Raw genomic sequence first — 16,014 nt, forward strand, 5'->3', positions numbered from 1 at the left:
AATGACTTCAATCGTATTTATGGGAACACCGCAATTTGCGGCACCAATTTTAAGCAGTTTAATCGCACAAGGTTATGATGTGAAAGCTGTTGTTACACAACCAGATCGCCGTGTCGGACGGAAAAAAGTTCTAACACCAACACCAGTGAAACAAGTTGCTTTAGAACATGATTTATTAGTTTTACAACCACAAAAATTAAGCGGTAGTCCAGAAATGGAACAAATCATCGCTTTAGAACCAGATTTGATTATTACAGCGGCTTATGGTCAATTTTTACCAACTAAACTATTAGCTGCTGCACAAATCGCTGCTATTAATGTCCATGGTTCTTTATTACCAAAATATCGTGGTGGAGCACCAATTCAATATGCGATTAAAAATGGTGATCCGACAACGGGTGTCACAATTATGTACATGGTAAAAGAAATGGATGCTGGTGATATGTTAGCGAAAGTGGAATTACCAATTGGGGCAACTGATGATGCGGGAACAATGTTTGAAAAATTAAGTCTTGCAGGACGTGATTTATTAAATGAAACATTACCAAAACTCATTGCTGGAGAAATTACACCAGTGGCCCAAGATCCAGCTTTAGTCACTTTCTCGCCAACTATTCAACCGGCTGAAGAAGAATTACATTTAAGTCAAACAGCTCAAGAACTTGATTGGCAAATTCGGGCTTTACGTCCAGCACCAGGTGCATATTTTGCTGATTTCAAAGGTAAACGGATGAAGCTATGGGATATTCAACCTTTAGCTGAAACAACTGATTTAGCTGCTGGCCAAGTTGTTGAAGTGACGAAAAAAGGCTTGAAAATCGCCGCTGCAGATCAAACAGTTTATGCGATTCAAGAATTACAACCAGCTGGTAAACCTAAAATGGCAATTCAAGCATATTTAAACGGAATGGGACAAGGTCTAAAAGTAGGCCAACAGGTTATTACAGATGAAAAATAATATTAAACAAACACCGCGTTATTTAGCGGTGGAACTTTTAACTAAGATTGAAAAACAAGGAACTTATTCTAATCTCGGTTTAAATCAAACAATTCAAAAACATAATTTAAGCAAAAAAGATGTTAATTTATTGACGACTTTAGTTTATGGTGTGATTCAACATCAATTAACATTGGAATTTTGGTTGAAACCATTTATTAAGAACCCGAAAAAATTACAACCCTGGGTTAAACAATTGTTATATACCGCGCTTTATCAAATGCAATATTTGGATAAAATTCCCAAACGGGCGATTTTTAATGAAACAATTGAAATCGCTAAAGTTAAAGGTCATGCTGGAATTCGTAAATTTGTGACAGGTATTTTGCATACAATCGATCGAGAAGGACTTCAAGATCCAAATGCTATTGCTGATCCTAATGAACGGATGAGTATTTTAACAAGTACACCATTATGGTTAGTGCAAGAATTAACCAAAGAAGTCGGTGTGGCTAAGATGACAACGATTCTTGAATCAATTAATCAATCACCAACACAAACAGTTCGTTATAATCGACAATTAACGTCATTAGACGACTTGAAACCAGCTTTGGAAGCAGAAGGGTTCACGATTGAAGAAAGTCCTGTAACACCAGCTGCTTTGCATTTAAACGGTAAGTTTATTCCAAGTAGTCAAGCTTTTGCAGCAGGGCAAATTATTATCCAAGATGAAAGTGCTATGTTAGCTGTAGAAGCGATGGATTTACAAGGTGATGAAGCTGTTTTAGATGCTTGTGCGGCTCCAGGTGGGAAAACAACGCAGATTGCGAGTTACTTAACAACTGGCCAAGTGACAGCGCTAGATATTCATAAACATAAAGTTAAATTAATTGCTGAAAATGCTAAACGTGGTCAAGTAGCAGATAAAGTGGTAGCTGTGAATTTAGATGCGCGGGAAAGTTTAACAAAATTCGGCGCTGAAAAATTCGATAAGATTTTAGTTGATGCGCCTTGTTCTGGAATTGGCTTAATGCGTCGAAAACCAGAAGTTAAATATGAAAAAACTTTGGCGGATTCCCAAAATCTTCATCGTGTGCAAGTTGGTATTTTAAATGCTGTAGCACCAACTTTGAAAAAAGGTGGTTGCTTAACATATAGTACATGTACAATTTTAGCGGAAGAAAATCAGGCAGTAATCGATGAGTTCTTGCAACAAAATCCTGATTTTATCCAAGTTAAAACACCAAGTTTAAATAATTTGAAAGCAGATCGAACAGAATTAGGTTTAACAATTTATCCTGATGATTATTTATCGGATGGATTTTTCATCGCAAGTTTACAAAAGAAATGAGGCGATCAAAATGATCGAAGTTCACTATCAAAGTGATATCGGAAAAGCACGTGATACGAATGAAGATTATGTCGGCGTTTTTACAAGTCAAAGTAAAGCGCAACTCTTATTAGTAGCTGATGGCGTTGGTGGGATGCAAGGTGGCGAAGTTGCTTCGGAAATGACGGTTGAAACCATGGGTGAATATTTTGAAAAATCACATTTTACAACGGCGCAAACAGCTTTAACTTGGTTAGAAGAAGCGATTACGAAAGTTAATCAAGCAGTGAAACAACGCTCGCAAGATTATTTTGATTTACGGGGCATGGGAACAACTTTAGTAGCTCTGTTGTTCGTTGAAAATCAAGTTGTTGTAGCACATATTGGTGATAGTCGGGCATATTTATTACGCCAGCAACGATTTTCACCACTCACTCAAGATCATACCTTCGTTTCACAAATGGTGCGTCTTGGTGAAATGAGTGAAGAAGAAGCCAAAAAACATCCGAAACGTCACTGGGTTACACGAGCGGTTGGTGTGGAAGCAGAAGTTGAATTTGATTATGATGTGCAGACAGTTCAACCTGGCGATCGTTATTTATTATGTTCCGATGGGTTAACGAATTTGTTAACTCCTTCAGCGATTAAACATATTTTATTAGAACCATTAACTTTAGCAGATCAATGCCAAGCTTTAATTGATTTAACGAATCAAGCGGGTGGAACGGATAATATTACAGTGCTATTAGCGGCTGTGCCAAATGAGGTGAAATCATGAAAGAAGGCTATATTTTAAATGGTCGGTATCGTATTTTACGCTCTTTAGGCGAAGGTGGGATGGCAAATGTTTATCTGGCGTATGATTTGATTTTAAAACGGGAAGTTGCAGTGAAAGTTTTACGGCTTGATTTACGTGATGATCCAGTTGCGATTCGCCGTTTCAAAAGAGAAGCACTTTCACTTGCTGAATTAGATAATCCTTATGTCGTTAATATTTATGATGTTGATGAGTATGATGGGATGCAGTATTTGGTGATGGAATATATTAATGGGATGAATTTGAAACAATATTTGAAACGAAATCATCCGTTAATGTTGCCACGTGTGGTGGAATTAATGAATCAAATCTTAATTGCCGTTCAAGCTGCGCATGATAATAATATTATTCACAGGGATTTAAAACCGCAAAATATCTTAATCGATGAATTCGGCGATGTGAAGATTACCGATTTTGGAATTTCGGTGATTTCCGAAAGTACGATGACGAAAACAAATACTTTGATGGGATCAGTTCATTATATTTCTCCAGAACAAGTTCATGGTCAAATGGCTACCAAACAATCTGATATTTATGCTTTAGGGATTATTTTGTATGAGTTGTTAACGGGAGATGTACCATTCAAAGGGGAAAATGCTTTAGCGATTGCAATGAAACATTTCCACGAAGAAATCCCTACGATTCGTAATTTGAACCCGAATGTGCCACAAGCGTTAGAAAATGTGGTGCTTAAAGCTACGGCGAAAAATGTTAGTAACCGTTATTTAAGCGCAAGAGAAATGCAAGAAGATTTAGTGTTAGCTTTGGAACCAAGTCAAGCAGATGTTCCTAAATGGGAACCAATCTTATATAGTGATGATGCAACTAAAGTTTTGCCAAAGTTCACGAATGATTTATTGACGGAACAAGCAGCACACACACAACTCGATCCAGAACAAACGCAAGTCTTACCAACACCAAGTCAAGCTGATACTAGTTTGGTGACTGATGATGCAGCCGATGAAGCTGATAAAATAGTTAAGAAAAAGCATTCTAAACGCCGGATCTGGAGTGCGGTCTTGTTAGTGGTTTTAATGGTGATTATGGGAATATTTATGTATAATCATTTACCGATTCGGGTGAGCGTTCCTGATGTGAGTGGTTTAACGCAAAAAGAAGCGATTGCTAAATTAAAAGACGCTGATCTTGAAGTAGGTACAACGAAGAAAGTTTTCGATGATAAAATTAAAAGTGGTAAAGTTATCAAAACGAATCCAAGTGTGCATGAAAAAGTGAAACGTGATGCTAAAATTGATTTGATCTTATCAAAAGGACCAAGTAAACAAGAATTCGGTGACTATCATGGTGAAGATTATACTGATGTGGCTAAAGAACTCCGCAAAAAAGGTGTGAAAGTCAGTCAAAATAAAGTCTACTCAGATAGTGAACCGGTGGGTAAAATTGTGGATCAAAGTATTTTAGCTGATGAAGTTGTGAACTTTGCCAAAACAAGTGTGGTGTTCGATGTGAGTCAAGGACCAAAACAAATTTTAGTCCGTGATTTAATGAATTACACAGAAGATGCGGTGAAATTATACGCTGAAAAATTAGGCCTGGATTTACACATTAAACGTATTACTAGATCACAACAACCACCTGGCGTTGTGATGGCCCAAGAACCTTATGCTGGTGCACCAATTCGGACGGGTGGCAGTTTATATGTCACAATTAGTGAGGCACCAAAAGAAGAACCGAGTGAAACACCGGTTAAGGCGCAAGATTTTACAATTAAAGTATTGTTACCAGCTCGTTCAGGTAAGAAAAATAATATTAAGATTTATTTAGAAGATGATGATCATAGTTTGAAAACTGTATATCAAAACTTCATAATTAATCAAGATACAGAATTTGATTTACCATTTACATTGAAACCAGGGCACAAAGGTAAATATAAGATTACGCGGGATGGCAAAGTTTTATTACAAGATAATGCCGTTTCAGCCCCTTAATATATGCAGCAACAGAAAGGAAGTTTGCTAATTTGGTAAAAGGACAAATCCGCCAGTCATTGAGTGGATATTATGATATTTTCGCAGATGGAAAAGAATATCGCACACGTGCGCGCGGAAATTTTCGCAAGAAGAAAACAACACCTTTAGTCGGCGATTGGGTCGAATTCAAGGCGGAAAACCAACAGGAAGGGTACGTTTTAGAAGTTTATCCTCGGAAAAACGAATTAATTCGCCCACCAGTTGCGAATGTTGATATTGGAATCGTCGTAACAGCTTGTAAAGAACCAAAATTCTCCACCAACTTATTGGATCGTCAGTTGATTATGTTGGAAACTAATAATATTAAACCAGTTTTATATTTTTCCAAAGCTGATCTGTTAACACCAGAAGAATTAACAAAATTACAAAGTATTGTGGCTTACTATTCACAATATTATCCTTGTTATGTACCGCTGCCTGAGAATGAATCAGAAGTTTTAGCTGAGATGTTAGGCGCATTGCATCAACAAGTAATTGTGATTATGGGCCAAACAGGTGCCGGAAAATCAACGTTCTTGAATAAAGTGAAACCGGAATTGAATTTGGAAACAGGTGAGATTTCTAAAGCGTTGAGCCGTGGTCGCCATACAACGAGAAAAGTTACTTTATTACCAATTGGCGATAACTTGATTGCTGATACACCAGGCTTTTCATCATTTGAAATCTTAGATATTACCAAAGAAGAATTACCTTTGATGTATCCAGACTTTGTAAAAGTACAAGATGAATGTAAATTTAGAGGTTGTTTACATGTTAAAGAACCAAAATGTGCTGTGAAAAATGCCGTGAAAAGTGGTACAATTTTAGACAGTCGTTATGAAAATTATTTACAATTTCATGAGATGATTATTAATCAAAAACCAAAATATAAATAGAGGTGTCTTAATTATGAAAATCGCTCCATCAATTTTAAGTGCTAATTTTGCAGAATTAGCTAAAGATGTTCAAGTTGTCGAAGAAGCCGGTGCTGAATATTTACACATTGATATTATGGATGGTCATTTCGTACCTAACTTAACTTTCGGTGCTAAATTAGTTAAAGATTTACGTCCTTATAGTAAAATGGTTTTCGATTGTCACTTGATGGTAGACAATCCTGAAGAAGTTATTCCTGATTATGTCGATGCTGGTGCTGATATTATTGGTGTGCATTATGAAGCAACACCTCACTTACACCGTGCTTTAGATATGATTAAAAAAGCTGGCGTCAAAGCTGAAGTTGTTATCAACCCAGGAACACCAGTTTCTGTTTTGAGTGAAGTTTTAGGCATGGTTGATCAAGTCTTAGTTATGACAGTTGATCCAGGCTTTGGCGGACAAAAATTCTTACCAGAAACAATGGATAAAGTCCGTGAATTAGTTCGTATTCGTGAAGAAAAAGGCTACACATATGAAATTGAAGTCGATGGTGGCGTGAAAGATCACACAATCAAAGACTGTGCCGCAGCTGGCGTTGATGTCGCTGTAGCTGGTTCATATGTTTTCGATGCTGAAAACCCAGCAGAAAAAATTGATACATTACGCTTATCCGCAAACGAAGTGGAAATTTAAAAATGGAACTTAATTTATTGGTTGGTGGACCTGTTAGTGACTTACCGGTAGATTTCATTTCTAAAATTCAAGCGATCCCAGGAGACTGGGTCGGTGCTGATCGCGGTGCGGTGCGTCTTTTAAAATGGGGAATCAAACCCGTGTTAGCGGTGGGAGATTTTGATTCAGCTAATGAAACTGAAGTCGCTGCCGTGGCACAAGCTTGTCCTAAAGCTGTGATTAATCCCGATAAAGTCGATGTGACTGATACAGAATTAGCGTTACGCTATATTTTAAAAGAGTATCCTCAAGTGCGCAAAGTCCGGATTTTTGGAGCAACAGGAGCCCGTTTAGATCAGTTTTTAGCGAATTTGTTTTTTGTTTTGAAACCTGAGTTCGCACCTTTAATTAATAAGGTCGAAATTATTGATAAATGGAATCAGATTCAATTTTATACAGCGGGGGAATATGAACTCGAGAAAATGGCACAAATGCAGTACTTGGCGTTTATTCCATTAACCGCGGTGCAAGAATTAACTTTAAAAGATCAAAAATATACTTTAGAACGACAAGATTTCGCTTATCCTATCTCATTATCTAGTAATGAATTTGTCGGTCAGACGAGTCATTTCTCTTTTAAAAAAGGTGTGATTTGCGTTGTTCAAAGTCGTGATTAGAAAAAGTCGTGTGTTTTCACACGGCTTTTTTGTTTTTAGAAGGGATTAACTATCATGAAAAAAGCCGTATCTTTTGCAATTTCAGACTATTAGGATGAAAATAAAAGTGAAAAAGAGTTAAGGAGTGATAGAAATGAAAGAAAGAATTTATTTAGATCGGAATGGTAAAACAGTTGAACCAGGGACGGTTGATAAAAAAGCCGGCATCTTATACGTGAAACAAGGAATTGTGATTACAGAAGAAGATCAACATGATAAAGAATATATTGTTTCATTAGGTGCTTTGAAACCATTAGGTCGCATTAGTTGTTATTATAGTGCGGACAAGAAAAAGTATGATAGTTACTATATTGATAAGAAAACGGCCGTGATGACAGATATTGAACGTTACGCAACAAATGAACATGGTTTTGGCGATGAAGAATTGGCTCAAGCTATGCAAAAAGTAGTCCAAGAACCATATGCTTACATTATGGTGGAATGGGAAGATCCAGAATTGACTCAACATAAACAAAATTTCTTCAAACAAGAATTCAAAAAAATCGAAGAAAGATTTAAAAAATAATCAGCTATTAACTAATCAGCACTGAGCGCAAGTTCGGTGCTGTTTTTTTGTTGGGGAATTTGCAGAAAAAGTCAAAACGTTATAACATGAAATAGATAAATGTTTTTACTTATAATGTTAAGTTGAATTGAGATTAACAATGGATGGAACAAGGAGTGCATAGTTTTTTATAAAGATCATTCAATCAGCAGCATTGTAAAAATAGTAATTAAGATATATTCTGAAATTGTCAAAAATAAAATCAGCTGATTTAAAATTTCAAAGGAGAAAACAATGAGCATACAAGTTATCATGGATGATATTACCAAATTAAAAGTAGATGCTATTGTAAATACATCTAGTTGTTATTTAGATGATTATACCGGTTTTCAAGGTGCTATTAAAAAAGCAGCAGGAACTGAGATGGAAACTGAATTTAAATTAAAGTTTGAAACTGGGATTAAAGAAGGAACATCAGGATTTACCAAAGGCTATAACCTACCAGCCAAATATATTATTCACACAGTTATACCTCAACGTAATTTTTTTAATCCAACATCACTTAAAAATTGTTATGAATCTATCCTTAAAACAGCTTCGGAAATCGAGATAAAATCATTAGCGCTTCCGTTGCTGGGTTGTGGAGATAAAGGGTGGACAATGGATGAAAGTTTAAAAGTTGCTTTGAGGGTATTTATTAATTGCGACCATGATATTGATGAAATATTTATTGTAACTGATAAAGAAGATGAATTTAAGGCAGTAAATGCAGTTATTAGGAAAAAACGTTGTTTGTTACTTTTAGAGGGTGTGAGAGAACTTCATAGACGAGGTTATCAAAATGTGCGAATTTTACCATATATGGCTCCGAGCGGGGTATTCTGGAGATTAGATATTTTTGATACTATAACTAATAATAAATTGCGATATTCTAGTGGTGGACAAGAACAGCTTGGTAATAGCATTGTGCAAGTTGACGATTCTTCATCAAAAGTAGCAGATGTTATTTTTAAAGAATTGTCTTTAACCGAAGTGCAAAAAGCTGATCAAGAATACGCAATATGGTTGGATTGTCTTGTTGAAGCCTCAATTGGAATATTTCAATTACCGTGGGCCTTTGCGGAGTATGTAGAAACTGATTGTTGGCATTTAGGTTCTATACAATTTCCTTTACCACCGAATTATCGTAGAAACATAGAATTATAAAGTTTTTGACCTATAATCAACAACAAGTCTACTTTAAAATCAGTAAAAGTTATCAACGTCGATGTTATGAAATAATGGTAGGACAATAGAAAATTCAGATGAATAAAACTAAATAACAAATAAGGATTTTAGCGGTTCGGACAATAAAGTCTGATCCGTTTTTTATAGAAAGGATGAATACATTTTAATAGTCAATTAAGTATATATAAAAACAAAGTAGTGTACCTGTGGTGGGTATCGATTTAGAGCTTTTTTACAAGAATCTATGCATATAAGCTTATGTGAACGATTAGATATAAAAAGAGCACTTAATCCGTTTTTTATGGATTCTATACTAGAAGAATGTGATGAGATAGAGTTAAATAAAGATATCGGCAAAGAAATATAAAAAGAAGCTTAAGACTGTTGCTATGTATGATAAGATAGGAATTGGATGATTTTACAAAAAATAAATTGGTAAAATTATTAATGATTAAGATAGTGAGATGATAAAACGTAAAGAGATGTTTTGATAGAGGATTAACATAAATAAGTGAGGAAAATAAAAAAACTTCATTTAAAAAAATGAAGTTAAAATGCCCACAGCGGGCTGCCATTTCTGGTCAATAGAATAAATTTTTATTTGAACTTAAGTGTGTTGTTCTCGATAGGTCTTAAAACCTACTAATATTCTAGTATGAATATTGAAAAATGTCAAATTTTGAATATATAAAACTGATTGCAAACGAAATTAAATTATCCTAGGGAGGTAAAATAATGAGTAAAAAATATCAAAACACAAAGTATTATGTAGGGCTTGATATCGGAACGTCGTCTGTTGGGTGGGCTGTAACAGACGCGAATTATGAGTTATTAAAAGTTAATGGTCATAAGACATGGGGATCAAGATTATTCACAGAGGCTGAAACGGCACTTGAACGGCGAACACACCGCGCTACTCGGAGAAGACTGCAAAGAAGAAAACAAAGACTGGATTTATTAGATGAATTATTTGCTGAAGAACTTGCTAAAGTAGATCCACAGTTTTTACTTCGTTTGAAGGAAAGTCAGTATCATATGGAAGATAAAAGTACAGATGATAAGTATGTTTTGTTTAATGATCAAAATAGAACAGATGGAGAATTTTTTACAGAGTATCCAACGATTTATCATTTGCGTAGTGAATTAATGCAAGGGAAAAAAGAGGATATACGTGCAGTATATCTTGCATTACATCATATCGTGAAATATCGTGGCCACTTCTTATTACCTGGAGATAATTATGATATGCAAGGTAATTTAAGTGAACTGATTAAGAGGCTGTTTAAATTTATTGAAGAAACTTTATTTATTGAAGATCTTGGATTGACGGATGAAATTCAATCCAAAATAGAAGAAATTTTATTGACAAAGACAAAAACTCGTCTTGATCGCCAAAAAGAAATTGTCAAACTTTTTAATACAAAACATCAAAAATTAGATGATAAACAAAAAAAATTATTAGAAGCTATTTTTAAATTATGTTTAGGTCTTAAAGGTAATATGGTTAATATTTTTGGTGACAAAGGTGAATATGGAATTGATTTTACTGATGTCGAAGATAAGAAGAAAAAGGTAGAATTTAGTGCTGATTATGATAATAACATTAATGACTATGTAGATTTCTTTGGTGAATATTTTGAATTGTTAGAAATTACGAAAAAAATTAATGATACAGTTATTTTTTCTGAAATTTTAGTCGATGGAAAAGGTTTTTCTGAATCTAAAGTAATTTCTTATGAAAAACATCAACAAGATTTGCGCAAATTAAAGACACTCTTGAAGAGTCTAGATAAAACCTTGGGGTATAAATACGGAGAAGGATTATACCAAAAAATATTACTTGATGATGTAAAATCTAATTATGTTAATTATTCAGGAAATTCTCAAAAATTAAAAAAATGTACTAAAGATGAGTTTTATGGGTTTATCAAGAGTAAGTTAAATTCAGTTACCAAGAAAGAAAAGGTTTCTGAAGCTCAACAAAAAGAAATCGCTCAGATTCTCGCTGATATGGAATTTGGTGATTATCTACCGCTGCAACGTACAACTGATAATGGTGTTATTCCAAACCAATTACACAAAAAGGAATTAATTGAAATTATTGAACAACAAACTAAGTATCATGATTTTTTCAATGATGTAGATGAAAATGGGCTAACTATTAAAGATAAGATTATTTCATTAATGACTTTTAGAATACCTTATTATGTCGGACCATTGAATGATTATCATAAAGTTGCTGATGGAACAGGACATGCTTGGATTGAAAAGAAAAAAGACGGTAAAATCTATCCTTGGAATTTTGATGAGATGGTTGATACAGAGGCTACTGCAGAAAAATTCATTAAAAATTTGACGAATAAATGCACCTATTTAAAAGGTGAAGATGTATTGCCAAAAGAATCGAAGCTGTATTCTGAATTTATGTTATTAAATGAACTTAATAATATTAAAATAGATAATCAAAAATTGGATCCTAAATTGAAGATGAAAATGGTATCAGAGTTGTTTATGAAAAAAAACGAAAAGATAACGAAGAAAAAAATTGTTGATTACTTACGCTCAATTGGTCAAGCTAATGGTAACGAGATGGTTAGTGGAATTGATCGGGAAATCAAATCTGATCTGAAAACTATTCATAAAATTCAACATTATTACCAAGACGCATCGCTAGAAATGGCGGAAAATATTATTCGTTGGAATACCATTTTTAATGATTCTACTTCTGACATATTAAAGGATAAAATCACAAAAGCATATGGTGATGTATTAACTCCTGGTCAGATTAAAGGATTGTCTAATCTAGCATGTAAAGATTGGGGGAAATTATCTGAAAAATTCTTAACAGGTATTCGTTGTGATGTGGGAGAATTTAAAAATATTAGTATTATTCAAGCTATGCGAGATACTAATAATAACTTGATGGAATTATTATCGAATAAATATGAATTTATGGATAAGATTCAAGAATACAATAAAGAATATTATGGTGATTTTACCTTCAAAGCAGAACCCTCTATTATGGATGATTTATATGTGGGACCCGGTCCGAAAAGAGCTATTTGGCAAGCGGTACGGATTGTTGAAGAAATTAAGCGGATTATGGGGCATGATCCAGAAAAAATCTTTCTTGAAACAACAAGAACTAATCGGGCACCAAAGGTTAAGAACACTAAACGTTATGATGCGTTAGAAAAAAAGTATGAGTCCGTTAAAGAGCACGAATATGCAGAAGTAAAGAAAGAATTTGAAATTGAAAAAAATGATAGTTTAAATATAAAGAAGTTATTTCTTTATTTTACACAACTCGGACACTGCATGTATTCTGACGAAAAAATTCCTTATAATGAATTATTCACTAATCGTTATGATATTGATCATATTTATCCACGAAGTAAAACAAGAGATAACTCTATGGACAATCTCGTATTGGTGAAAGCAGAATGTAATAGAGATAAGAAAGATAATTATCCAATTAAGCTTAAAACAAATATTCAACAGAAATGTCAGGTTCGTTGGGCATATTTACGTGATAAAAAACTTATTACTGAAGAAAAATATAATCGCTTAGTGCGTAAAACACCATTAACTGAAGATGAATTGTCACAATTTATTGCCAGACAATTAGTGTTTACATCACAATCTGTCAAAGCAACAGCGGAAGTATTTAAAAGGTTATATGAAGATTCTAAAATTTGTTATGTTAAAGCTGAGAATGTTAGTGACTTTAGATATGGTTCAACTAGAAAAATGAGTAAAGATGATCAACCGCAACCTTTTATCAAAAATCGCGATGTGAATGATTTTCATCATGCGAAAGATGCTTATTTAAATATTGTAGTGGGTAATGTATATGATGTTAAATTCACACAAAATCCAACGAGATTTATTAAAGCAAATAAAGATTATAGTTTGAATTATATTTTTAGATATCCTGTGAATAAAAAAGGTGAGAATGTTTGGGATCCAGAACAATCGATGAAGATAGTGGAAAAAACATTGAAAAGCAATGATGTGCGTGTCACTAAATTAGTGAAGCCAATCACTAGTCCAATATCCAACGAAACTCTTCATAAAGCATTAAAATGTAAACCTGGTTCTTATTTACCACGTAAATCTTCTAAAGGAACACCCTTGGCAGATGTGACTAAATATGGTGGATATGAAAAGATTAAAAATGCATATTACAGTATTTATAAATATACCTATATGAAGAAAAAAGAATGTATGGAAGAGTTTCTACTTGTACCTATACCAATTCATTTGGTGAATAACGATGAAGAATTACCAAAATATATAAACGATAAGATAGCCGAAAGAGCAAAAAAGAAAAAATTGGAAACAGTCGAGTGTATTGTAAAAGAATTATATCAAGGAACTTTAGTTAGAATAAATGGGTATGATTATCGTATTGCAGGAAGTTCGGGAAAACAATTCGAATTGCATAATGGGATTAATCTGATTGTTGAACCTTGGGTTGAAAAAGTTCTGAAAGAAACAGATAAATTCGTGCGAAAATCTAATTCAAAATTAGATAAAAAACAACAAAAAGAGAATACAACTGAAACTCTGATTGAAAAACAATTAAATGATGTATTTGAATATCTCTGTCGGAAATTAAATCAAGGCATATTCAAAAACAACAAACATACATTACCTGCTAAACTGTTGGGGGATAGTATTCAAAAACGTTTTGAAGATGCTAGTATTGAAGATGAATTTGAGGTTATAAAAGAATTGATAAGTGCTATAGCGAAGAATCCTCAGAATTTCAAAACGATTCAAAAAGTACTAGATATATCCGGCAGTTCGATACCAAGATTTAATTTAAAGCTTACAAAAAATAATGTAGACGAGTTTATTATTAAAAATGAATCGGTGACTGGTTTATTTACACATGAGAAAGTTATTTTTAGAAAATAGTTAAACAATTTTAATATCTAGAATCAAGAAACATTTCTGATTCTAGATATTCTTTTATAATTAGGAGGCAGAAAATGGGTTGGCGTGTAGTGAGAGTGTCGGGTCGAGCTAAATTAGATTATAAAATGAATTATTTAGTATGTAGAAAATGTAATGATACATTGCGTGTTTTTTTGGATGAAATATCTATTTTGATTATTGAAAGTACTTGTGTCAGTATTACAACTGCATTATTAGTTAAACTGACAAAACAAAAAATAAAAGTTATTTTTTGTGATGAACAGAGGATGCCTTATTTTGAAATGATGCCATATTATGGTAGTCATGATACGAGTAGAAAAGTACTTGATCAGATGAAATGGACTGATTACAATCGTTATTTAGTATGGACATCCATAGTGTTCAAAAAAATCGCAAATCAGGCTAGAATTTTAAAAGATAATCAAAAAGATGAATATTTAAAATTGTACAACTATATGGATGAAATGGAATTTAATGATGAAAATAATAGAGAAGGCCATGCGGCTAAAGTCTATTTTAATGCTTTATTTGGCAATGAATTTAGTCGAGATAAAGAGTGTCCTATTAACGCTGCTTTGAATTATGGATATACCTTATTGTTATCGATAGTACTTAGAGAAATAGTAGCGATGGGATATATTACTCAATTAGGAATTCATCATCATAATATTTTTAATGAATATAATTTAGGCTCAGATTTAGTGGAACCTTTACGAATTTTTGTTGATCGTTTTGTATTGGAAAACGATATTAAAAAGTTTGATAAAGAGGAAAAAGCAATACTTACGAATATACTGGTGGAACAGGTTGTTTGCGGTAATAAGAAAAGAACCATGTTGGATGCAATTGAAATCTATGTACGGAGTGTAATCAAAGCAATTGAAACGGGGGATCCCGCAACAATCTTATTTGTTGAGGAATTGCGAGATTATGAGTTATAGATTTATGAGAGTGTTACTTATGTTTGATTTACCTGTTTTGACATCCACCAACAGGAGAGATTATCGCAAATTTAAAAAGTTCCTAATTACTACTGGGTTTTATATGTTACAAGAGTCGGTATATTGCAAAATGGTCTTGAATTCTACAGCTGCCAATACAGTTGTTAAGAGCGTTAAAGATAATGCACCACCAAACGGACTGGTCCAAACACTAATAATTACTGAAAAACAATTTTCTAATATGGAATTAATAAGTGGAGAATTTGAAACTGATGTAATAAATAATGATCAGAGGGTGATTGATTTATGAGTGGGTACAGATTAGCTAATATACATTGGAATTTTTATATAGAATTAGATGAGAAATGGATTGCCGAATTATATATAGAAGATAAAAGTTATTTTCAGCAGACGTTGATGGATTTATGTCAACAAATGACGATACAAGAAGGTCCATTTACTTTGTCGAAAGATAATAAATTGATTAAATTTTCAAAAAACATAGAAATTATTATGGATTATTTGCGACTAGATCCAAATAATAAAAAAGTTATGACTAAAATCATTTCTAGAATGGAAAAATATGCGCAAGATGATTATGTTAAACTACAAAAAATAATGACCGAAATTAATAGTTTTTATGATGAATTAATGTATCAAGGGGCCTTTGATTTACAAAGAGATACTTCGGTATCGTTAGTTAATCTTTTGAAAGTGGCTGGTTTTAGTATTAATAATAATTTTGAGACTTTGTTGGAACGATTGATTTGTTATATAGAAACTGAAAATGAATATTTAGATGTGCCGCTATTCGTCTTAGTGAATGTGGACTCATATTTTAATGATGACGAAATCAAAGATTTATATGATTACATGATTCTCAATAATATTAAATTAATCGTTATTAATTCCAATCTACCCAAACGAGACGTTGAAATAGAAGGGGTTAAGCGGTATATTATTGATAGAGACTTATGCGAGTTATATTAACTTCTACTATCCAGAACTAAACTTCTCAAATCTTATTTGAGGTTTGAGAAGTGTGTTGTTCTCGATAGGTCTTAAACATTGATTTA

13 protein-coding genes are annotated in these 16,014 nt (G+C 33.4%); all 13 read left to right on the plus strand.

The features are described from left to right. The first annotated feature begins 1 nt into the window (after window position 1). The 13 genes from fmt (at window position 2) to csn2 (ending at window position 15,928) form a co-directional block, all read left to right on the plus strand. The gene (gene fmt, locus G540_RS0103945) at window positions 2-958 is read left to right on the plus strand and encodes a methionyl-tRNA formyltransferase (RefSeq protein WP_027106990.1); all 957 of its coding nucleotides are present in this window, start codon (window positions 2-4) and stop codon (window positions 956-958) included. Continuing rightward, window positions 948-2,288 carry a 16S rRNA (cytosine(967)-C(5))-methyltransferase RsmB gene (gene rsmB, locus G540_RS0103950; RefSeq protein WP_027106991.1) on the plus strand — a complete coding sequence of 447 codons (1,341 nt, stop codon included), beginning with the start codon at window positions 948-950 and terminating at the stop codon, window positions 2,286-2,288. The genes fmt and rsmB overlap by 11 nt, the downstream gene beginning before the upstream one ends. A gap of 10 nt (window positions 2,289-2,298) precedes the next feature. Beyond that, window positions 2,299-3,045: a Stp1/IreP family PP2C-type Ser/Thr phosphatase gene (locus G540_RS0103955; RefSeq protein ID WP_051188959.1), complete on the plus strand. Its 747-nt coding sequence runs from the start codon at window positions 2,299-2,301 to the stop codon at window positions 3,043-3,045. Then, a complete protein-coding gene (gene pknB / locus G540_RS0103960; RefSeq protein WP_027106993.1) occupies window positions 3,042-5,033 on the plus strand; it encodes a Stk1 family PASTA domain-containing Ser/Thr kinase in 1,992 nt (663 codons plus the stop codon). Before G540_RS0103955 ends, pknB begins: the two co-directional genes overlap by 4 nt. Before the next feature lie 32 nt (window positions 5,034-5,065). Continuing rightward, window positions 5,066-5,950: a ribosome small subunit-dependent GTPase A gene (gene rsgA, locus G540_RS0103965; RefSeq protein ID WP_027106994.1), complete on the plus strand. Its 885-nt coding sequence runs from the start codon at window positions 5,066-5,068 to the stop codon at window positions 5,948-5,950. Between the two features lie 13 nt (window positions 5,951-5,963). Beyond that, window positions 5,964-6,626: a ribulose-phosphate 3-epimerase gene (gene rpe / locus G540_RS0103970; protein ID WP_027106995.1), complete on the plus strand. Its 663-nt coding sequence runs from the start codon at window positions 5,964-5,966 to the stop codon at window positions 6,624-6,626. A gap of 2 nt (window positions 6,627-6,628) precedes the next feature. Continuing rightward, on the plus strand, window positions 6,629-7,282 hold the full coding sequence (locus tag G540_RS0103975) for a thiamine diphosphokinase (RefSeq protein WP_027106996.1): 654 nt from the start codon (window positions 6,629-6,631) through the stop codon (window positions 7,280-7,282). 133 nt (window positions 7,283-7,415) lie between these two features. Further along, window positions 7,416-7,847, plus strand: coding sequence for a hypothetical protein (locus G540_RS0103980; RefSeq protein ID WP_027106997.1), 432 nt, complete (start codon window positions 7,416-7,418; stop codon window positions 7,845-7,847). Between the two features lie 273 nt (window positions 7,848-8,120). After that, window positions 8,121-9,032 (plus strand): macro domain-containing protein, encoded by a 912-nt coding sequence (locus G540_RS07265; protein WP_051188960.1) that lies wholly within the window; start codon window positions 8,121-8,123, stop codon window positions 9,030-9,032. 756 nt (window positions 9,033-9,788) lie between these two features. Further along, window positions 9,789-13,976 carry a type II CRISPR RNA-guided endonuclease Cas9 gene (gene cas9 / locus G540_RS0103990; protein WP_035463602.1) on the plus strand — a complete coding sequence of 1,396 codons (4,188 nt, stop codon included), beginning with the start codon at window positions 9,789-9,791 and terminating at the stop codon, window positions 13,974-13,976. 74 nt (window positions 13,977-14,050) lie between these two features. Beyond that, entirely contained in the window at window positions 14,051-14,938 is an 888-nt protein-coding gene (gene cas1 / locus G540_RS0103995; protein ID WP_027106999.1) for a type II CRISPR-associated endonuclease Cas1, read from the plus strand. Between the two features lie 4 nt (window positions 14,939-14,942). Further along, window positions 14,943-15,248 carry a CRISPR-associated endonuclease Cas2 gene (gene cas2, locus G540_RS0104000; RefSeq protein ID WP_027107000.1) on the plus strand — a complete coding sequence of 102 codons (306 nt, stop codon included), beginning with the start codon at window positions 14,943-14,945 and terminating at the stop codon, window positions 15,246-15,248. After that, the gene (gene csn2 / locus G540_RS0104005; protein WP_027107001.1) at window positions 15,245-15,928 is read left to right on the plus strand and encodes a type II-A CRISPR-associated protein Csn2; all 684 of its coding nucleotides are present in this window, start codon (window positions 15,245-15,247) and stop codon (window positions 15,926-15,928) included. Before cas2 ends, csn2 begins: the two co-directional genes overlap by 4 nt. Window positions 15,929-16,014 lie beyond the last annotated feature (86 nt).

Origin of the sequence: Ligilactobacillus ceti DSM 22408 (assembly GCF_000423245.1) — a bacterium.
Taxonomy (GTDB): domain Bacteria; phylum Bacillota; class Bacilli; order Lactobacillales; family Lactobacillaceae; genus Ligilactobacillus; species Ligilactobacillus ceti.